The following is a 19,359-nucleotide window of genomic DNA, read 5'->3' as shown; positions in this document are numbered from 1 at the left end:
GATATGTTAGAAATGCATTTTGATGTTAATAGTGGCTTAGTGGCCATTGATAACCACCCCCTTGAATTAAAGGATTTAGAGACGTTTAAAAATTCGGAGTTTTACAAGTTATTCTCGCCATTTACGACAATAGGTCATTATTACTTCTCTATTGATAATATAGATTGGAAAGATCAAACTTTCATTTTGGAACTGAGGCCTTCAGTGTTTTCTTTTTCCCCTTCAATATTCCTTACAAGTAAGAATGGAAATTTTTATAAAACTTTAGGAGATTGGAATAAAAGAGCCAATTTGAGTAATTTATCTGAAGAAGAACAACGCTTGGCAGCATGGATTGAGAGTGAAATAACCTCGCACCCCAAACTTAAAATTATCACTCCCCCATATGGAATTCAATGGGATCATGAATGGGGAAGAATTATTGTACAGTCTAATGAAAAAATCTTCGATTGTGGTATTTATATCGAATGGAATGTTTGATTAAATAATGTTAGTGATTAATAAATCGCCCCGTTTTCTTCTCACTTTACTTGTCTATTAATAAATTAAAAAGTTTAAAGGAAATGAAAATAACTAATCGACTGAAAAAGAAAATATTAGTCCTGGATGGCATAGATAATGACTTTATAGATTATGGCACAGAAATAGCATGCCCTGAATGCGAGGGTGTAATAACCTATTCCATCGTGAACTCATATGAGTTTGACTTGCTTTCTGAAGAGGTAAAATACTTCCTGGTTAAGAAAATGAGAGGTGTGAAGCTCGTCAGTGACAATAATATATATATTTACGATGACAGCCAACTAAATGTTTCGCAAAACACATGTTCAAAGTGTTTAAAAGAGTTTTCTACTGTATTAACGTATAAAGAAGTGCAGCCAGCCCGATACCGGGTTTATCTTGTGGGGCTTTTTGAAGGTGATTTGAAACAGTTCAAACTTTAAAAGTTGAGGTTTGCCAATGATTGAAAATCTCAGTTGTAGTAAAGAGAATGACCTGCTTCAATGGGTATGTGGTGAAAGTAACATACTGGTTAATATACCATTTTTAGACTATGCAATGGTCGACTCAACACGCCAGTTAGTTTTTGCGTTAAGCGAACCAAAGCCATTACCAACCATTTTAACCATCTTCAATGCTCAGGGCGAAAAACTATTTTTTTCTGCACCTCCTGAAGGCGCGACTTTCTATTACTTAACATTCAACCTGTCAAAGGAAGTGGTCGTTGTCTGTAGCTATCCAGCAAAAAAAAACGGCTGGCATGATTGGTTTTACTCCTGGGATATGACGCGTAACGCGTTGTCTTGCTCAGGCCCTGCATATTAAGATCAAATGTGCCCAAAATGATAACCATAACCGGGTGGCAAAAGAGGGACTGCATAAGCAATTCCAACAAGCGGCTAAAAACACAGCTGAGAGGCAAAGCATGAGCACAGTTTATATTGTCATTTTAACCTATATCAAACCACTCGAAGAGATTGATGCAGCGATACCTGCGCATGTAGAGTGGCTAAAAAAGGGGTATGCAGAGGGGATTTTCCTCGCATCCGGAAGACGGGTCCCGAGAAACGGTGGTGTCATTCTCGCTAAAAGTGAGAGTCTTGCCTCACTTGAAGAGCGACTACGCGAAGCTCCGTTTCAGAGGTTAAAGCTTGCGACGGCTGACATCATTCCTTTTGAACCCAGCATGAAAACAGAACGCTTAGCCAATGTGTTTTGACCGCGCAATAAAAAAATCCACGCCAAAGCGTGGATTTTTTTCATTCATACCGACTCAGACGTTAAACAGGAAGTTCATCACATCGCCATCTTTAACGATGTAGTCTTTCCCTTCAGCACGCATCTTGCCAGCTTCTTTCGCGCCTTGCTCACCCTTGTAGGTGATGAAGTCTTCAAACGCGATAGTCTGCGCACGGATAAAGCCTTTCTCGAAATCGGTGTGGATCTTGCCCGCAGCCTGTGGAGCCGTTGCGCCAACAGGGATAGTCCATGCACGCACTTCTTTCACACCAGCGGTGAAGTAGGTCTGCAGGTTGAGCAGGGCATAACCTGCACGAATAACGCGGTTCAGACCTGGCTCTTCCAGACCCAGCTCAGCCATGAACTCGTCACGCTCTTCGTCATCCAGCTCGGCGATATCGGCTTCTACAGCGGCGCAAACCGGAACAACGACAGAACCTTCTTTCTCGGCGATAGCACGAACCTGATCGAGGTACGGGTTATTTTCGAAACCGTCTTCGTTCACGTTGGCAATGTACATGGTTGGCTTCAGCGTCAGGAAGCTCAAGTAGCGGATAAGCTCTTTCTCGTCTTTGCTCAGGTCAAGAGAGCGCAGCATACCTGCGTTTTCCAGCTGTGGCAGACATTTTTCCAGTACCGCTAATTCGGCTTTGGCGTCTTTATCGCCACCTTTGGCTTTCTTGGAGATACGGTGGATCGCACGTTCGCAGGTATCCAGATCCGACAGCGCCAGCTCGGTGTTGATGACATCAATATCTTCCGCCGGGTTTACTTTGCCCGCTACGTGGATAATGTTGTCGTTCTCGAAGCAACGCACCACGTGACCGATCGCTTCGGTTTCACGGATGTTGGTCAGGAACTGGTTACCCAGACCTTCACCTTTGGATGCACCTTTCACCAGACCCGCGATGTCCACGAACTCCATGGTGGTTGGCAGAATGCGCTGCGGCTTCACGATTTCCGCGAGCTGGTCCAGACGCGGGTCGGGCATTGGCACAACGCCGGTGTTAGGTTCGATGGTACAGAACGGGAAGTTCGCCGCTTCGATACCCGCTTTGGTAAGCGCGTTAAACAGGGTGGATTTGCCCACGTTTGGCAGACCGACGATACCGCATTTGAATCCCATTTCTAAATCACCTTAATATCTTGATAATCAATCCGTTAACGATAACCGACTGATGAAAAGTAAATAACTACGCCTATTATACACGTAACCCGCCTACCGCGCGGTAAAAATGCCGTATCGGGCAGATTATTGCGCTTTGAAAGCGTGTAAGCGGTTTGTCGCTTTGGTTAACCCATCTTTGAGCCAGATTTCAGTGCAGCGCGCCGCTTCGTCTACCGCCTCATCAATCAGTTTCTGCTCAGAAACCGGGGGCTTACCCAGCACAAAACCAACAACTTTGTTTTTATCGCCCGGATGGCCGATTCCCACGCGCAAACGGTGAAAATTCGGGTTATTACCCAGCTTACTGATGATATCTTTCAGACCGTTGTGTCCGCCATGGCCGCCGCCCAGTTTAAACTTTGCCACGCCTGGCGGCAGGTCCAGCTCATCGTGAGCAACCAGAATCTCATCCGGATTGATGCGATAAAACGTTGCCATTGCCGCCACGGCCTTGCCGCTCAGGTTCATAAAGGTGGTAGGCACCAGCAGGCGCACATCCGCACCGGCGAGATTGATACGTGAGGTATACCCGTAGAATTTTGGTTCTTCACGCAGGGGAGCACGTAACCGTTCGGCCAGCAGATCAACGTACCAGGCCCCGGCATTGTGGCGGGTTGCAGCGTACTCTGCGCCTGGGTTGGCGAGGCCGACAATCAGTTTAATCGTCACGATTCAATTCCTAATGGGTTCCAGATCTGGCGCGTAGTTTACTGTCTGGCGCGCCGCTTGACAAAATTCTGCGACCTTAACAGCGAAATACGAATAATTACTTCTTTGAACAATTAGAATTTCAAGCTGTTCAATGCGTTATTTGTAAATTTTTGTTTGGGAGTAATCTGTAATTGTGATCATTGACGCAACTCATAAAAGGGGCGTTGTCTATACTTTACACACAAGGAATAGGGACTTATTCCCTACAACCCAAAGTTCCGGAGGTGACATATGAAACGCAAAAACGCTTCGTTACTCGGTAACGTGCTGATGGGGTTGGGGCTGTTCGTGATGGTAGCCGGTGTGGGTTATTCAATTTTAAACCAATTGCCGCAGCTTGATCTCCCACAATACTTCGCGCATGGTGCGGTATTGAGCATCTTCCTGGGGGCGGTACTGTGGCTCGCCGGGGCGCGTGTGAGCGGTCATGAGGAAGTGTGTGATAAATACTGGTGGGTGCGCCATTACGACAAACGCTGCCGCCGCGACCAGCATAAGCACAGCTAGTGCGCATAGAATAAAGAACACTGAAACGACTCCAGATGGAGTCGTTTTTTTTTGCCTGAGGGGTTGACCCTCACGTAACGTAAGGCACCAGAGTGGCGTCACTGGCAAAATAAAAGGAGCAGTTATGTTGATTCAGGTGGGTGAACTGGCAAAACGCGCTGGGATCACCGTGCGCACATTGCATCACTATGAGCAAACAGGGTTATTGCTGCCTTCTGCCAGAAGCGCGGCAGGTTACCGGCTTTATAATCTGGCGGATGTACAGCGCTTGCATATGATTCAGGCACTGGCAAAAGCGGGGCTGGAGCTTGCTGAAATCAGGGATTTTCTGGAGCAGGCGTCGCTTTCGTTAACGGAACTCCTCGATGCGCAAATCAGTTTGCTGGATAAACAGCTGCGCAGCATTAACACGCTGCGTGACAGGCTGCTGGACTTGCGCACCGGGCTTACCGGCGATGAAACCCCCGATCTGGAATCCTGGCTACAGACTCTGGAGTTAATGAATATGTACGATCGTTGGTTTAGCAAAGAAGAGTTACAGCAACTGCCGTTTGCGGTGCAGAAAGATGCGCTGGCGGCTGTCTGGTCAGGGCTGGTTACCGAGGCCAACACGCTGCTGGAACAGCACATACCCGTTTCTGACCCGCGGGCGATGGATCTCGCGACGCGCTGGATGGAGCGCCTGGAGCAGGACACTGCCGGCAAGCCGGAGTTTCTCACCCGGCTGAACGAGATGCACAGCGTCGAGCCGCAAATGCGTGAGCAAACGGGCATCACCGCAGAGATGACCGACTACATCACGCGGGCGTTTGCCGAATCGAAGCTGGCCATCTGGGAAAAGTATCTCTCTGCCGATGAGATGGCTTTTACCCGGAAACACTACTTTGACCGCATGATGGAGTGGCCGCCGCTGGTGGCGAAGCTGCACCAGGCGCAGCGGGAAAATCTCGATCCCGCCTCTGACGAGGCGCAAAAGCTGGCTGAAACCTGGCTGGCGTTGTTCCAGTCATATGCAGGAACAAACCCTGAGACGCAGCAAAAGTTTCGCGCTGCTATGCAGCAGGAGCCGCATCTGATGAAAGGGACATGGATGACGCCTGCTGTGCTTGAATGGCTCCAGCAGGCGATAGGGATAATGATGCAGAGACGTTTCTCCGCATCAGATGAATCACAGATCCGCTAACGCGGCGTCGCGGTTGGGATAGAAGGCAAGGCGGCCAGGGATCGGCTGCACGCCAGCGCGCGCCATAGTGCGCAGCGGCTGAAATTCCAGATTACTCACCCGCAGCTCGCAGCCTTCCGGCAGACGTTTTACAAAGCGCTGGAAGGCGTCCAGCCCACCGGCGTCCAGCACCGGTACGGCATCCCATTTCAGCACCACAATCCGTTTGCCCGCAATACGGGATTCCAGATCGCTGAACAGGCCTTCCGCCGCAGCGAAGAACAGCGGACCGATTACCCGCAGCACCAGTACATCATCAGGCACCTCCACATTTACCGGGGAAAGGCGCGTCATCTGCGCGATCCGGCGCATAAACAGCAGGGAGGCCAGCACGATGCCGACGCTGATGGCGATCACCATATCGAAGAGTACGGTCAGCGACATACAGATCAGCATGACGATGATGTCGTCTTTCGGTGCGCGACGCAGCAGGTTCACCACCTTATGCGCTTCGCTCATGTTCCAGGCCACCATCAGCAGCAGTGCGGCCATGGCGGAGAGCGGCAGCCAGGAGAGCAGCGGCGCGAGGATCAGCAACGCGAGGATCACCAGCAGGGAGTGGATAACCGCCGAAACCGGTGAGGTTGCACCCGCGCGCACGTTGGCCGCAGAACGGGCGATAGCTGCGGTGGCTGTAATACCGCCGAAGAACGGAGCGATGAGGTTACCTAAGCCCTGGCCGACCAGCTCGCTGTTAGCTTTATGCTTGGTACCGGTCATGCCATCGAGCACTACGGCGCAGAGCAGAGATTCAATCGCTCCCAGCATCGCCATGGAGAACGCGGCGGGCAGCAGGGCGCGAAGGGAATCCCAGCTCAGGGTGAAACTCGAACCTGGCATGTCCCACGGCAGAACCAGCTGCGGCAGCAGCTGCGGAATACCGTTACCCTGTGAACCGTCCGCCAGAATATAGTGGAACTGTGAGCCGATGGTGGCGACATGACCACCAAACATGTTGACGATGGCCATAACCGCACAGCCCAGCAGCAACGCGGGCAGGTGGCCAGGCAGACGAATGCCTAAGCGCGGCCAGACGATGAGCGTACCCAGCGTAACGATCCCGATGGCGGCATCGCCCAGGTTGGCCGTGGGCAGTGCCATAAACAGTGCCCCCACTTTCTGCAGATAGTGCTCAGGAACGTGAGGCATCTGCAGCCCCAGGAAATCTTTAATTTGCATCGTTCCGATGGTGATGCCGATCCCGGAGGTGAATCCCAGCGTTACGGAAAGGGGAATATATTCAATCAGCCGGCCAAAGCGGGCCAGGCCAAAGAGAATCAAAAAGAGGCCAGACATGAGCGTGGCAACCAGCAGGCCTGCCAGACCAAACTGCTGTGATACCGGATAGAGGATCACCACAAAAGCAGCGGTAGGGCCGGACACGCTGAAACGCGAACCGCCCGTGAGGGCAATCACGATCCCGGCGACGGCCGAGGTATACAGGCCATACTGTGGAGCCACGCCGCTGCCAATCGCCAGCGCCATGGCCAGCGGAATGGCGATAATACCAACGGTGATCCCGGCAATCAGGTCACGGATAAAGCGTGACGAGGTGTATTTCTCTTTCCAGCATGCGTCGATGAGGGCGCGAAAGGGCAGAACATGTGAGGAAGTGATGTTTTTCACAATTATCTATCATCCGTATGCGCATCATCTGTCATATGAATGGCAGGTGAAGGAGGCATTAATCATACAAATAAAACCCAGAGACAAAAAAACCCGCCGCAGCGGGTTTTTCGGCCGTGTTCGATTAGTGTTCGAACATTGCAGAGATGGATTCTTCGTTGCTGATACGACGAATCGCTTCGGCCAGCATCCCGGACAGGGTCAGGGTACGCACGTTTGGCAGTGCCTTGATCTCGTCACTCAGTGGGATGGTATCGCATACCACAACTTCGTCAATGACGGAGTTACGGAGGTTGTTTACCGCGTTACCGGAGAAGATCGGGTGAGTCGCGTACGCGAACACGCGCTTGGCACCACGCTCTTTCAGTGCTTCAGCGGCTTTACACAGCGTACCGCCGGTATCGATCATGTCGTCAACCAGCACGCAGTCACGGCCAGCAACGTCACCGATGATATGCATCACCTGAGAAACGTTAGCGCGCGGACGGCGTTTGTCGATGATTGCCATGTCGGTATCGTTCAGCAGCTTAGCGATAGCACGGGCACGTACCACGCCGCCGATGTCCGGAGAAACCACAATCGGGTTGTCCAGGTTCAGCTGCAGCATATCTTCCAGCAGGATTGGGCTGCCGAATACGTTATCAACCGGGACGTCGAAGAAGCCCTGGATCTGCTCTGCGTGCAGGTCAACGGTCAGTACGCGGTCAACGCCAACGCTGGACAGGAAGTCCGCGACAACTTTAGCGGTGATTGGCACACGCGCGGAACGGACGCGACGGTCCTGGCGGGCATAGCCAAAGTAAGGGATTACAGCAGTGATACGGCCTGCAGAAGCGCGACGCAGGGCATCGACCATAACAACCAATTCCATCAGGTTGTCATTCGTTGGAGCACAGGTGGACTGGATGATGAAAATATCACCACCGCGTACATTTTCGTTAATTTGTACGCTGACTTCGCCGTCGCTAAAGCGACCTACAGCGGCGTCGCCGAGGGAAGTGTACAGGCGGTTGGCAATACGTTGTGCTAGTTCCGGGGTGGCGTTACCAGCAAAAAGCTTCATATCAGGCACGAGAAGAACCTCAGGCATGCGTCCAGTGGTGGATAGCGTTCGCCGCAAACTGTGCGGGGCCAGGCGAAATGCTATCCAGGCGGTGTATTAAAGAGCGCGATGCAACGTCTGGAACAGGGTGACGTTGTCACCGAAACTCAGTCTGCGCCAGAATGGCCTGCTGTAGGGGGGAGGTGTTCATCCCGCGCGCTACAAAACCATGCAGCCAATCCGGCGCTTGCTCAAGCACCTGACGAGCGGCGGATTCGGTGTCAAATTCAGCAAAGACACAGGCCCCTGTACCAGTCAGGCGCGACGGCGCGTATTCTAACAGCCAGGAAAGCGCCGCATCAACCTCGCGAAAACGTTTTCTTGCGATAACCTCGCAATCGTTGCTGAATTCACAATTTAATAACGTTTCTATTGACCGCGCCGGGGTATTGCGTGGCAGCTCAGGATCTTTGAAGATGACCGGAGTCGGAATGCTGACGCCTGGATGGGCTACGAGGTACCATTTTTCCGGCGGTTCAACCGGGGAGAGGATTTCACCCACCCCTTCAGCAAATGCTGCATGACCGCGCACAAACACCGGGACATCCGCCCCCAGCGTTAACCCTAACGCGGCCAGTTCATCCGTTGACAATCCGCAGCCCCAGAGATGATTCAGGGCGACCAGGACGGTCGCGGCATTGGATGAACCGCCACCCAGCCCACCGCCCATCGGCAGACGCTTCTCAATGCGAATATCCGCACCGCTCCCGGCGGGCAAGCGCCCGGTGTCAGCCGCTGCGTTCATCAGCAGACGCGCGGCGCGCACGATCAGGTTATCCTCATGCGCTACGCCTTCCACCGGCGTCAGCAGACAAATCTGCCCGTCCTGACGCGGCTCAATCGAGAGCGTGTCGCCATAATCGATAAACTGAAACAGCGTCTGCAGGGTGTGATACCCGTCAGCACGTTGGCCGGTGATATATAAAAACAGGTTAAGTTTTGCCGGAGAGGGCCAGTGGGTCATCATTTAACGATCCAGTTGTCCATTTTCAGCTTGATGCGCTGGCTACCCTGCGTCAGCTCCATATTCGATGGCAGCGACGGTTTACTGTTGCTGTCATAGGCGCTGTACACCACTTTCCAGGTTTTACCGTTCTGCGTGTAGTTCACCTGGCTCAGACGGTACTGATCGTCCAGGGTGTAGTCGGTGGCGTCACCCGGCAGGCCCAGGATCCACTGGCGCAGGCTGTTCAGCGGGATAGGCATTCCGGTCAGTTTGCCAATCATCTCTTCCGCGTCGGTGGCGGTGTAGTGCTGGCCTTTGTTATCCGTGATCTGCGCTTCACCCGGCTTAGCGTTAAGCTCCAGCTCGGTACTGCCCAACGGGTTCAGCAGCAGCAGGCGGTAGTTATCCTGCCCCGTTTGCTGCCAGAAGAAGCGGGCATAAACCTTTTGTTCGTCAGAGAGATAAGCAAACGCGCCGCGGGTCTGGTACTGACTTAAATTACGTACGTCCTGCTGGTGCTGACGCCACTGTGGTGAGTCAGGGCTTTTGCCCGGGCCTTTTGGTTGAGTGACAGAACATGCGGTCAGAACCAGTGCTGCCAGCGGCAGCAGGCGAATCAGTCGGGTCATAATGAGGACAAATCCTTGAGATACGTTGCAGTTATAACTGTTAATGCTAGCGTTGAAGGGTGTCACCGTCTACGTTCAAATTATCTCAAAGCGTTGAGTAACCTATTACTCCGAAAGGGGGCAGTCTCTTTTATTGATCTCACGCATCCTGTATGATGCGTCTTGCTAACCTTATTAACGCTGGTACTACTCCCGCTCAACATGACCCTATTAGCACTCGGCATCAACCACAAAACCGCCCCGGTTTCGCTGCGAGAACGCGTCACGTTTTCGCCGGATACGCTCGACCTGGCGCTGGATAGCCTGCTTGCACAACCGATGGTGCAGGGTGGTGTGGTGCTCTCGACGTGCAACCGTACCGAGCTTTACTTAAGCGTGGAAGAGCAGGATAACCTGCATGAAGCGCTGATCCGCTGGTTATGCGACTACCACAATCTCAACGAAGACGAGCTGCGTAAGAGCCTGTACTGGCATCAGGATAACGATGCGGTGAGCCATCTTATGCGTGTCGCGAGTGGTCTGGATTCGCTGGTGCTGGGCGAGCCGCAAATTCTCGGTCAGGTAAAAAAAGCGTTTGCGGATTCGCAAAAAGGGCATCTGAAAGCCAGCGAGCTGGAGCGTATGTTTCAGAAGTCATTCTCCGTGGCGAAGCGTGTGCGAACCGAAACCGACATTGGTGCCAGTGCGGTTTCTGTTGCGTTCGCGGCCTGTACCCTTGCACGTCAAATCTTCGAATCCCTGTCGACCGTCACCGTGATGCTGGTCGGCGCGGGCGAAACCATTGAGCTTGTGGCGCGCCATCTGCGCGAGCATAAAGTGAAAAAGATGGTTATCGCTAACCGCACCCGCGAGCGTGCACAGGTGCTGGCAGACGAAGTCGGGGCCGAGGTGATTGCGCTGAGCGAGATCGACGAACGCCTGAAAGAGGCGGATATCATCATCAGTTCTACCGCCAGCCCGCTGCCGATTATCGGTAAAGGGATGGTAGAGCGCGCGCTGAAATCCCGTCGTAATCAGCCAATGCTGCTGGTGGATATCGCCGTTCCGCGTGATGTCGAACCGGAGGTTGGCAAACTGGCCAACGCCTATCTCTACAGCGTGGATGACCTGCAAAGCATCATTTCGCACAACCTTGCCCAGCGTAAAGCGGCAGCGGTGCAGGCGGAAACCATTGTCGAGCAGGAAGCCAGTGAATTTATGGCCTGGCTGCGCGCGCAAAGCGTCAGCGAGACCATCCGCGAATATCGCGGTCAGGCGGAGCAGGTGCGTGATGACCTGACTGCCAAAGCGTTAGCAGCTCTGGAACAGGGCGGCGACGCACACGCTATTATGCAGGATCTGGCCTGGAAACTGACCAATCGCTTGATCCATGCACCAACCAAATCACTCCAGCAGGCTGCCCGTGACGGGGACGATGAACGCCTGACTATTCTGCGCAACAGCCTCGGGCTGGAATAGCGCCCTATACCCATTTTCTATTACAAGGTGCACTTACGCCTATGAAGCCTTCTATCGTCGCTAAACTGGAAGCTCTGCACGAGCGCCATGAAGAAGTCCAGGCGCTGCTCGGCGATGCCGGGACCATTGCGGACCAGGAACGTTTTCGCGCACTGTCGCGTGAATATGCGCAGTTAAGTGATGTTTCAAAATGCTTTACCGACTGGCAACAGGTTCAGGAAGATATCGAAACCGCGCAGATGATGCTCGACGATCCTGAAATGCGCGAAATGGCGCAGGAAGAGCTGCAGGATGCCAAAGCGCGCTCAGAAGAGATGGAGCAACAGCTGCAGGTGCTTCTGCTGCCGAAAGATCCAGACGACGAGCGTAATGCGTTTGTGGAAGTCCGCGCCGGAACGGGCGGTGATGAGGCGGCACTGTTCGCCGGAGACCTGTTCCGCATGTACAGCCGTTACGCCGAATCGCGTCGCTGGCGCGTGGAGATCATGAGCGCCAACGAAGGCGAGCACGGCGGTTTTAAAGAGGTGATCGCCAAAATCAGCGGTGACGGCGTGTACGGCCGTCTCAAGTTTGAGTCCGGCGGCCATCGCGTGCAGCGTGTACCGGCGACCGAGTCGCAGGGCCGTATTCACACTTCAGCCTGCACGGTTGCGGTGATGCCAGAGCTGCCGGAAGCGGAACTGCCGGACATTAACCCGGCCGATCTGCGTATTGATACCTTCCGTTCTTCCGGGGCGGGTGGTCAGCACGTTAACACCACCGACTCCGCCATCCGTATTACCCACCTGCCAACCGGCATTGTGGTGGAGTGTCAGGACGAACGCTCTCAGCACAAAAACAAAGCCAAAGCGCTGTCCGTGCTGGGTGCGCGTATTCACGCGGCGGAAATGGCCAAACGTCAGCAGGCGGAAGCTTCTACCCGTCGTAACCTGCTGGGCAGCGGCGATCGTAGCGACCGTAACCGTACCTACAACTTCCCGCAGGGCCGCGTGACCGACCACCGCATCAACCTGACGTTATACCGTCTGGATGAGGTGATGGAAGGCAAGCTCGATATGCTGATTGAGCCTATCGTGCAGGAATACCAGGCCGACCAGCTGGCGGCATTGTCCGAGCAGGAATAATGGATTTTCAGAGCTGGTTACGCCAGGCCACCGGCGCGCTCTCTGACAGTGAAAGCCCGAAGCGCGACGCCGAAATTTTGCTGGAATATGTGACGGGAAAAGCCCGCACGTATCTGCTGGCCTTCGGTGAAACCGAACTGACCGTAGAGCAGGAAGCGCAACTGGCCGCGCTGCTCGCCCGCCGTAAAACCGGCGAGCCGGTGGCGCATCTGGTCGGGGAGCGCGAGTTCTGGTCGTTACCCTTGTTCGTCTCAGCGGCGACGCTAATCCCGCGTCCCGACACCGAATGTCTGGTGGAGCAGGCGCTGGCGCGGTTACCCGCAGCGGCCAGCCGCATTCTCGATCTCGGAACGGGCACTGGCGCAATCGCGCTGGCGCTCGCCACCGAGCGGCCCGATTGCGCGGTAACGGCGGTCGATGTGATGCCCGACGCGGTGGCACTTGCGCAGCGTAACGTTGAGCGACTGGGCGTGACTAATGTGACCGTGCAGCAAAGCAGCTGGTTCAGTGCGCTGGAGAAGCAGACGTTCGGGATGATTGTCAGTAATCCGCCCTATATTGACGAACACGACCCACACCTGGCGCAGGGGGATGTTCGCTTTGAACCGCTGACGGCGCTGGTCGCAGGTAATGCAGGGCTGGCCGATCTGGAACACATTGTGACAACGTCACGACAACATCTCCTGCCCGGCGGCTGGCTGCTGGTGGAGCATGGCTGGACGCAGGGGGAGGCGGTGCGTGGGCTCTTCAGGCAGACGGGTTATGCTGCTGTCGAGACCTGCCGCGACTACGGCGGTAACGAGCGTCTGACGCTGGGGCAGTGGCAGTGAAAACAGGTTATCTGCCATTTACTGATAAAGGCGCATGGCTGACTGAAAAGCTGTTTGGCGTTATCATCTATACCCAAAATAATTCGAGTTGCATGAAGGCGGCAAGAGAGCGAGTCCTCAGGAGCATAGTTAACTATGTGACTGAGGTGAGCGAGCGCAGCCAACGCGCATGCAGCTTGAAGTATGATGGGTATATATCGTTTTGGGTTTTATCGCGCCTGGACGTCGTCGTCCGCGCAGCCAGCAGGTCGGGTTTATCGCCTTTCTGCTGGGTCTGGTGGTGCTGTACATCATCATTAAACTCGCCACCACTAGAATACCGTTACTGGGGTAAGTCATGAGGTCCTTAGCCGATTTCGAATTTAATAAAGTGCCGCTCTGCGATGGCATGATCCTGATTTCGGAGATGATTCGCGACGATTTTACGTCGCAGTATGTCTACGATGAGCTGGAAAGTCTGGTCAGCCTGGCGCGCGAAGAGATCAATCAGGCGCGTCCGCAGGACTGGCAACTGGAAAAGCTGCTGGAGCTTTTCTACGGCGAGTGGGGTTTCTGCGACACGCGTGGCGTGTATCGCCTGTCTGACGCATTATGGCTGGACCAGGTCTTAAAAAATCGTCAGGGCAGCGCCGTTGCGCTGGGCTCTATTTTGCTGTGGATCGCGCACCGTCTGGATATTCCACTGGTGCCGGTCATTTTCCCGACGCAGATGATCCTGCGTGCCGAGTGGCTGGACGGGGAGATGTGGTTAATCAATCCGTTTAACGGCGATACGCTGGATGAACATACGCTGGATGTCTGGCTGAAAGGTAATATCAGCCCGGTGGCCGAGCTCTTTAACGAAGATCTCGACGAAGCCGATAACGCCGAAGTGATCCGCAAGCTGCTGGATACGCTGAAATCTGCACTGATGGAAGAGCGGCAGATGGAGCTGGCCTTGCGCGCCAGCGAAGTGCTGCTGCAATTTAATCCGGAAGACCCGTACGAAATTCGCGACCGCGGGCTGATTTATGCCCAGCTCGACTGCGAGCATGTGGCGCTGAACGATTTAAGCTATTTCGTCGAGCAATGCCCGGAAGACCCGATCAGCGAAATGATTCGCGCGCAGATCAACGCGATCTCGCACAAACAAATTACACTGCATTAATCTTTATTCCGATTCACACTTAAATAAGGCGATCCAATGAAACAAAAAGTGGTTAGTATTGGCGATATCAAGGTGGCAAACGACCTGCCGTTCGTGCTGTTTGGCGGTATGAACGTGCTGGAATCCCGCGATCTCGCCATGCGTATCTGCGAGCACTACGTGACCGTGACCCAGAAGCTGGGCATCCCGTACGTGTTTAAAGCCTCTTTTGACAAAGCCAACCGCTCTTCCATTCACTCCTACCGTGGCCCGGGCCTGGAAGAGGGGATGAAAATTTTCCAGGAACTGAAGCAGACCTTTGGCGTGAAAGTGATCACCGACGTTCACGAGGCGTCTCAGGCGCAGCCTGTGGCTGACGTGGTTGACGTTATTCAGCTGCCAGCGTTCCTGGCTCGTCAGACTGACCTGGTGGAAGCGATGGCGAAAACCGGTGCGGTCATCAACGTGAAGAAACCGCAGTTCGTGAGCCCAGGCCAGATGGGGAACATCGTCGATAAGTTTATCGAAGGCGGTAACGACAAGGTGATCCTGTGCGACCGTGGTTCCAACTTCGGTTACGACAACCTGGTTGTGGATATGCTCGGCTTCACCGTGATGAAAAACGTCTCTAACCAGTCTCCGGTGATCTTTGACGTGACCCACTCTCTGCAGTGCCGCGACCCGTTTGGTGCCGCGTCTGGCGGCCGTCGTGCGCAGGTGACCGAACTGGCGCGCGCCGGTATGGCGACCGGCCTGGCGGGTCTGTTCATTGAAGCGCACCCGGATCCGGCGAATGCGAAATGCGACGGTCCGTCCGCGCTGCCTCTGGACAAACTGGAGCCGTTCCTGAAACAGATCAAAGCGATTGACGATCTGGTGAAGAGCTTCGACGAGCTGGATACCAGCAATTAATAAAAAAACCCGCTTCGGCGGGTTTTTTTTCTCCCTCTCCCTGTGGGCTGAGGGTTCCCCAGAAAAATGAAAAGCACGATGAAGTGTGATCTACTGGTTGCGCTAACAAATCAGAAGAGACCTCATCGTGCCTTTACAGACAGTCTGCCAGAAATTTTTCTCCGCGTCTTTACCGGACGTTCACAGCTTCCGGATTAATGTCCTTGTTTCCATGGCCGTTGCCCTCACGCACGGTGCGGATCTGACCCTGACCAGCCTTGGTCGCACTCTTCCCGGCAGAGCGCACGTCAAAAATAAAATTAAACGTGTTGACCGTGCCCTGGGTAATACCGCCCTTCACCGGGATATTCCCCGTATTCAGCACCTGCTCACACATACCATCACCTCCCTGATGCCCTTCTGTGTGATTGCTGTCGACTGGACAGGCTGGCATGACAGGAACTGGTATCTTCTGCGGGCAAGCCTGGTCTGTAATGGTCGCTCACTGCCGCTTATGAGTGAGGTTGTCCCCGCAGAGCTGGCGCAGAACAGCGATGTACAGTGCCGCTTCCTTGACCGCCTGCATGATGCCATCCCGAAAGATAAAGCCGTCACCATCATTACGGATGCAGGCTTCCGGACAGACTGGTTCCGGCATGTCAGCCAGCTGGGCTGGAGCTTCACCGGCAGGGTCAGGGGCTGCATCAGCTTCCGGCTGGATGGAGATAAAAAGTGGATGAAAATCAGTGAGCTTGAGGCTACCGGACAACCGGTCTGCGTGGGTTACGGTGTCCTGTCCCGTAAACCACGAACGCCCTGTTACGGCCGGTTCTATCTGCATAAGCGCCCTGACGCAGGGCGTCAGGGAAAAGGGGGGATGCCGAAAACACAGCGGGAACACCGCAGTAGCGCGCGGGAGCCCTGGCTGCTGTTCAGTAATGCAGAGGGACTGGAGCCGCACCAGATAATGGCCCTGTACAGCCGCAGAATGCAGATAGAACAAAACTTCCGGGACGACAAAAGTCCACGCTTCGGGTTCGGTCTGAGGCTGAGCCGGAGTCAGGGAAAAGGGCGACTGGAAGTGCTGAATATGGTCGCGGCAATGGCAAGCCTGGTGATGTGGCTGGCAGGTTACAGGGCAGAAAGGCAGTGTTTACACTGGCACTATCAGGCAAGCAGCATCAGGCACAGACGGGTTCTGTCATACCTGAGTCTGGCGGAAGAAGTCATCCGGCATGAGCCCGGGAAAGTAAGACGGCTGAATATAGTTAACGAGATGAAAAAGCTGGGAAAAGAGTACAGTAATATGGTCATGGTGGCATGACCATATTACTGGGGATCCCTCAGCCCTGTGGGAGAGGGTTGGGGTGAGGGCATCAGCCCGCACCAGATAAAACTACGCAAATATCGTCATCAGATACGCCACAAACAGCGCCATATGCGCCGCGCCGTTAAGTACATTGGTGCGCCCGGTTGAGAACGAAATCTGACACAGCAGCAGTGACGCTACCATCACAATCATCTCCGGCGCGCCCAGCGCAAACTGCAGCTCGTTACCGGTCATAAAGGCAATCAGCGTCACCACCGGAACGGTAAGCGAAATGGTCGCCAGTACCGAGCCGAAGAACAGGTTCATGGCGCGCTGTACCTGATTGTTCAGCACCGCTTTCAGCGCGCCCAGCCCTTCCGGCGAGAGGATCAGCAGCGCCACCAGGAAGCCGGTAAAGGCCACCGGGGCATTCATCTCGGTTAACAGTGTCTCCAGCGGGTTGGCGTTCATCTTGGTGACGGCGATAACCGCAATCAGATGTACGATCAGCCAAACCGTGTGCCACGCGCTGCTGTGGGCAGACGGTTTGCCATGGTGCGGGTCATCGTCGTCGCTGTCATCTTCATGCTCATACACAAACAGACTCTGGTGCGTTTTGGTCTGAATCAACAGGAACACGCCGTACATGGCGGCGGAAATCAATGCGACCAGAAGCGCCTGACCGGTAGAGAAGTTTGCTCCCGGCAACGCCATCGGGAAGACCAGCACGATAATCGCCAGCGGGAACAGGGCGATCAAATACTGTTTAATGCCAAACAGGTTCATATACTGGGTGGCGAACTTACGGCCGCCCAGCAACAGTGAAAAGCCCACCAGACCACCGGTCACAATCATAATGATGGAATAGAGCGTATCGCGCATCAGGGTTGGCGCGGCATCACCGGTCGCCATCAGCGCGGAAATGAGGCTGACCTCAAGAATCACAACGGAAAGGCTGAGAATTAACGATCCATACGGCTCGCCCAGACGGTGAGCCAGGACATCGGCATGGCGAACCACGCTAAAGGCACTGGTTAAAATCCCTACCAGCGCAAGAATATTGATACCAACCACCACTGGCAGTGACTGACTGCTTCCCCAGAAGAGCAGCACAGCCAGTGCCAGAACCGGGAAAATGAGCGACGTCTCCTTGTGGCGGGTTTTTACCGCCTCGTGTGCTGCTGTCATGTGCTTCTCCATCAATGCAGGTGCTTGTAATTATAGATAGAATTTTGAGGTCATTAAATTAACAGATCTCTGTTAAATACCCTTTATCTTTTACTTAATTTTACCCTAATCCTGTTTTAAGTCTCCTGATATCCATAATGTCATATTTTTGATTAATACATATTAAATAACATGTAATTAATTTCATTAATTCTTCAAAATTGATCCGCGACTGGCAGCTTGCAGCATCGTCGTCCACACTTATCTTTTTAAGCAAAAGAGAGGTTAGTGATGCCATATAAAACGAAACGCGATTTACCCGATAACGTGCAAAACGTACTGCCCGCACATGCGCAGGATATCTATAAAGAGGCGTTTAACAGCGCCTGGGATCAATACAAAGATAAAGACGATCGTCGGGACGATGCCAGCCGGGAAGAGACGGCGCATAAAGTGGCCTGGGCGGCAGTAAAACATGACTACGAGAAAGGAGACGATGATAAATGGCATAAAAAGAAATAGCCGTAAAATAATAAGCTGCCTTCATTTTGACTTTTCAGGCGGTTGAACTGCCGTTGTATTGCAACTGGCCCGCGAATTGCTTATCGTTATTCAACTGCTGGCAAAATGACCAGTAGATAATGCCGGGAAGGTGAATTACAGATGTCGCAAGGAAGCATGCAGTGGCGGAGGTGTAAAGTGTTAACGCGTGATTTCTTAATGAAGGCAGATTGTAAGACGGCATTTGGTGCTATTGAGGAATCGCTTCTCTGGTCAGCTGAACAACGTGCGGCGTCGCTCGCTGTCACGCTTGCCTGCCGCCCGGATGATGGCCCGGTATGGATTTTTGGCTACGGTTCGCTGATGTGGAACCCGGCTCTGGAATTTGTCGAATCGGCGACAGGTACGCTCCCGGGGTGGCATCGCGCATTTTGTCTGCGATTAACCGCCGGACGCGGAAGTGCCTGTCAGCCGGGACGTATGCTTGCACTGAAAGAGGGCGGACGCACCACGGGGGTGGCGTATCGCCTGCCGGATGCCACGCTCGAAGAGGAGCTGACGCTGCTCTGGAAGCGCGAGATGATCACCGGCTGCTATATGCCAAGCTGGTGCAAGCTGGAACTTGATGACGGACGCACCGTCAACGCGCTGGTGTTTATTATGGATCCGCGCCATCCGCTGTATGAAGCGGATACCCGTACGCAGGTGATCGCGCCGTTGATTGCGGCAGCCAGCGGACCGCTCGGCACAAATGCGCAGTATCTGTTTTCTCTCGATCAGGAACTGACGCGCCTCGGCATGCAGGACGAGTGTCTGAATGAGCTGGTGGCGAAGGTGAAAGCGTTGCTGGAAGGAAATCCGCTGAATAACCCGCTGCGTCCGGGTTTTGCCTGATAATACGCCCGGCTGCGAGAGTGCAGACCGGGCGTTTGTTTTTAAGCGGCCACGTAGCTGACAGAGTGTTCGAGTGACTGACTATGGCTGTCAATCAGGACATCCCATGTGCCGGTATAAGGGACGGTTAGCCACGCCTTATCATCCTGCACGGTCAGGATATCTGCCTGCGATTGTTTTTGTGCCTTCGCACTCATCAAATGAATACGGCAGCGCTCTGAACAACGCACCACTACCGTATCCCCGCCAAACAGTTTCAAACTTGTTTTTACCAGTGCCATTTATTTACCCCGTAGTCTTAAACAACGCTCTCCCTGCTGCCATTTCCGAGCGTGATGTTGTTCACAATTCACTCATGGCATAACACCAAAGGGGGAGCGTCGGGATGCTGATTTTGATCAAAAAATG

General features: G+C 53.7%; 22 protein-coding genes and 2 pseudogenes. 16 read left to right on the top strand and 8 right to left on the bottom strand.

Annotated elements, in window-relative coordinates; all coding sequences use genetic code 11:
* Window positions 1-3 precede the first annotated feature (3 nt).
* From ACQG2G_RS12600 to ACQG2G_RS12585, 4 genes are all read left to right on the top strand, one after another.
* Window positions 4-480 (top strand): hypothetical protein, encoded by a 477-nt coding sequence (locus ACQG2G_RS12600; RefSeq protein ID WP_061771715.1) that lies wholly within the window; start codon window positions 4-6, stop codon window positions 478-480.
* A gap of 83 nt (window positions 481-563) precedes the next feature.
* On the top strand, window positions 564-944 hold the full coding sequence (locus tag ACQG2G_RS12595) for a hypothetical protein (protein ID WP_045294335.1): 381 nt from the start codon (window positions 564-566) through the stop codon (window positions 942-944).
* Between the two features lie 16 nt (window positions 945-960).
* Entirely contained in the window at window positions 961-1,326 is a 366-nt protein-coding gene (locus ACQG2G_RS12590; protein ID WP_071830012.1) for a hypothetical protein, read from the top strand.
* A 100-nt stretch (window positions 1,327-1,426) separates the two neighbouring features.
* Window positions 1,427-1,720, top strand: a complete 294-nt coding sequence (locus ACQG2G_RS12585; RefSeq protein ID WP_061771716.1) for a YciI family protein — start codon at window positions 1,427-1,429, stop codon at window positions 1,718-1,720.
* A gap of 54 nt (window positions 1,721-1,774) precedes the next feature.
* Here the strand turns inward: ACQG2G_RS12585 and ychF are convergent, their stop codons facing one another.
* Both ychF and pth read right to left on the bottom strand, forming a co-directional pair.
* The gene (ychF, locus tag ACQG2G_RS12580; protein WP_013096225.1) at window positions 1,775-2,866 is read right to left on the bottom strand and encodes a redox-regulated ATPase YchF; all 1,092 of its coding nucleotides are present in this window, start codon (window positions 2,864-2,866) and stop codon (window positions 1,775-1,777) included.
* A 126-nt stretch (window positions 2,867-2,992) separates the two neighbouring features.
* A complete protein-coding gene (pth, locus tag ACQG2G_RS12575) occupies window positions 2,993-3,577 on the bottom strand; it encodes an aminoacyl-tRNA hydrolase (RefSeq protein ID WP_013096226.1) in 585 nt (194 codons plus the stop codon).
* A gap of 273 nt (window positions 3,578-3,850) precedes the next feature.
* On the opposite strand from pth, the gene ychH reads away from it, so the two are divergent.
* Complete coding sequence (gene ychH, locus ACQG2G_RS12570; RefSeq protein ID WP_013096227.1) at window positions 3,851-4,126, top strand: stress-induced protein YchH; 276 nt, start codon at window positions 3,851-3,853, stop codon at window positions 4,124-4,126.
* Between the two features lie 124 nt (window positions 4,127-4,250).
* Window positions 4,251-5,309, top strand: a complete 1,059-nt coding sequence (locus ACQG2G_RS12565; protein ID WP_048972365.1) for a MerR family transcriptional regulator — start codon at window positions 4,251-4,253, stop codon at window positions 5,307-5,309.
* On the opposite strand, the gene dauA is transcribed toward ACQG2G_RS12565, so the two are convergent.
* The 4 genes from dauA to lolB form a co-directional block, all read right to left on the bottom strand.
* On the bottom strand, window positions 5,295-6,974 hold the full coding sequence (dauA, locus tag ACQG2G_RS12560; protein ID WP_061771717.1) for a C4-dicarboxylic acid transporter DauA: 1,680 nt from the start codon (window positions 6,972-6,974) through the stop codon (window positions 5,295-5,297). The genes ACQG2G_RS12565 and dauA overlap by 15 nt on opposite strands.
* Window positions 6,975-7,098: 124 nt before the next feature.
* Window positions 7,099-8,046, bottom strand: coding sequence for a ribose-phosphate diphosphokinase (gene prs / locus ACQG2G_RS12555; RefSeq protein ID WP_003856663.1), 948 nt, complete (start codon window positions 8,044-8,046; stop codon window positions 7,099-7,101).
* 127 nt (window positions 8,047-8,173) lie between these two features.
* Entirely contained in the window at window positions 8,174-9,043 is an 870-nt protein-coding gene (ispE, locus tag ACQG2G_RS12550; protein ID WP_061771551.1) for a 4-(cytidine 5'-diphospho)-2-C-methyl-D-erythritol kinase, read from the bottom strand.
* Window positions 9,040-9,651, bottom strand: a complete 612-nt coding sequence (lolB, locus tag ACQG2G_RS12545; RefSeq protein ID WP_013096231.1) for a lipoprotein insertase outer membrane protein LolB — start codon at window positions 9,649-9,651, stop codon at window positions 9,040-9,042. Before lolB ends, ispE begins: the two co-directional genes overlap by 4 nt.
* A 201-nt stretch (window positions 9,652-9,852) precedes the next feature.
* Between lolB and hemA the strand changes: the two genes are divergently transcribed.
* The 8 genes and pseudogenes from hemA (at window position 9,853) to ACQG2G_RS12505 (ending at window position 16,404) form a co-directional block, all read left to right on the top strand.
* Window positions 9,853-11,109 (top strand): glutamyl-tRNA reductase, encoded by a 1,257-nt coding sequence (gene hemA, locus ACQG2G_RS12540; protein WP_013096232.1) that lies wholly within the window; start codon window positions 9,853-9,855, stop codon window positions 11,107-11,109.
* Window positions 11,110-11,150: 41 nt separating this feature from the next.
* Window positions 11,151-12,233: a peptide chain release factor 1 gene (gene prfA, locus ACQG2G_RS12535; protein ID WP_013096233.1), complete on the top strand. Its 1,083-nt coding sequence runs from the start codon at window positions 11,151-11,153 to the stop codon at window positions 12,231-12,233.
* Window positions 12,233-13,063, top strand: a complete 831-nt coding sequence (prmC, locus tag ACQG2G_RS12530; protein WP_058661903.1) for a peptide chain release factor N(5)-glutamine methyltransferase — start codon at window positions 12,233-12,235, stop codon at window positions 13,061-13,063. Before prfA ends, prmC begins: the two co-directional genes overlap by 1 nt.
* Window positions 13,039-13,131, top strand: a pseudogene (locus ACQG2G_RS12525) (siroheme synthase); the annotation flags it as partial. The gene prmC and the pseudogene ACQG2G_RS12525, both read left to right, overlap by 25 nt.
* A 123-nt stretch (window positions 13,132-13,254) precedes the next feature.
* Window positions 13,255-13,397, top strand: a pseudogene (locus ACQG2G_RS12520) (siroheme synthase); the annotation flags it as partial.
* A gap of 3 nt (window positions 13,398-13,400) precedes the next feature.
* Window positions 13,401-14,210 carry an invasion regulator SirB1 gene (sirB1, locus tag ACQG2G_RS12515; protein ID WP_013096236.1) on the top strand — a complete coding sequence of 270 codons (810 nt, stop codon included), beginning with the start codon at window positions 13,401-13,403 and terminating at the stop codon, window positions 14,208-14,210.
* A 36-nt stretch (window positions 14,211-14,246) separates the two neighbouring features.
* Complete coding sequence (gene kdsA / locus ACQG2G_RS12510) at window positions 14,247-15,101, top strand: 3-deoxy-8-phosphooctulonate synthase (protein ID WP_045903132.1); 855 nt, start codon at window positions 14,247-14,249, stop codon at window positions 15,099-15,101.
* Between the two features lie 127 nt (window positions 15,102-15,228).
* On the top strand, window positions 15,229-16,404 hold the full coding sequence (locus ACQG2G_RS12505) for an IS4 family transposase (RefSeq protein WP_038418736.1): 1,176 nt from the start codon (window positions 15,229-15,231) through the stop codon (window positions 16,402-16,404).
* Window positions 16,405-16,476: 72 nt separating this feature from the next.
* Here the strand turns inward: ACQG2G_RS12505 and chaA are convergent, their stop codons facing one another.
* Window positions 16,477-17,577, bottom strand: a complete 1,101-nt coding sequence (chaA, locus tag ACQG2G_RS12500) for a sodium-potassium/proton antiporter ChaA (RefSeq protein WP_013096238.1) — start codon at window positions 17,575-17,577, stop codon at window positions 16,477-16,479.
* Window positions 17,578-17,847: 270 nt separating this feature from the next.
* Here chaA and chaB point away from each other — a divergent pair, with 270 nt between their 5' ends.
* A complete protein-coding gene (chaB, locus tag ACQG2G_RS12495; RefSeq protein ID WP_013096240.1) occupies window positions 17,848-18,078 on the top strand; it encodes a putative cation transport regulator ChaB in 231 nt (76 codons plus the stop codon).
* Window positions 18,079-18,255: 177 nt separating this feature from the next.
* A complete protein-coding gene (locus tag ACQG2G_RS12490; protein WP_061772289.1) occupies window positions 18,256-18,951 on the top strand; it encodes a gamma-glutamylcyclotransferase in 696 nt (231 codons plus the stop codon).
* Between the two features lie 41 nt (window positions 18,952-18,992).
* Here the strand turns inward: ACQG2G_RS12490 and ACQG2G_RS12485 are convergent, their stop codons facing one another.
* The gene (locus ACQG2G_RS12485; protein ID WP_013096243.1) at window positions 18,993-19,232 is read right to left on the bottom strand and encodes a DUF1883 domain-containing protein; all 240 of its coding nucleotides are present in this window, start codon (window positions 19,230-19,232) and stop codon (window positions 18,993-18,995) included.
* Window positions 19,233-19,359 lie beyond the last annotated feature (127 nt).

The sequence above is a fragment of the Enterobacter cloacae complex sp. 382A5 genome (assembly GCF_050031095.1).
In the GTDB taxonomy this organism is placed as follows: Bacteria; Pseudomonadota; Gammaproteobacteria; order Enterobacterales; family Enterobacteriaceae; genus Enterobacter; species Enterobacter cloacae.
Note: the sequence above shows the minus strand (reverse complement) of the source record. Positions and strands in the feature narration are given on the sequence as shown.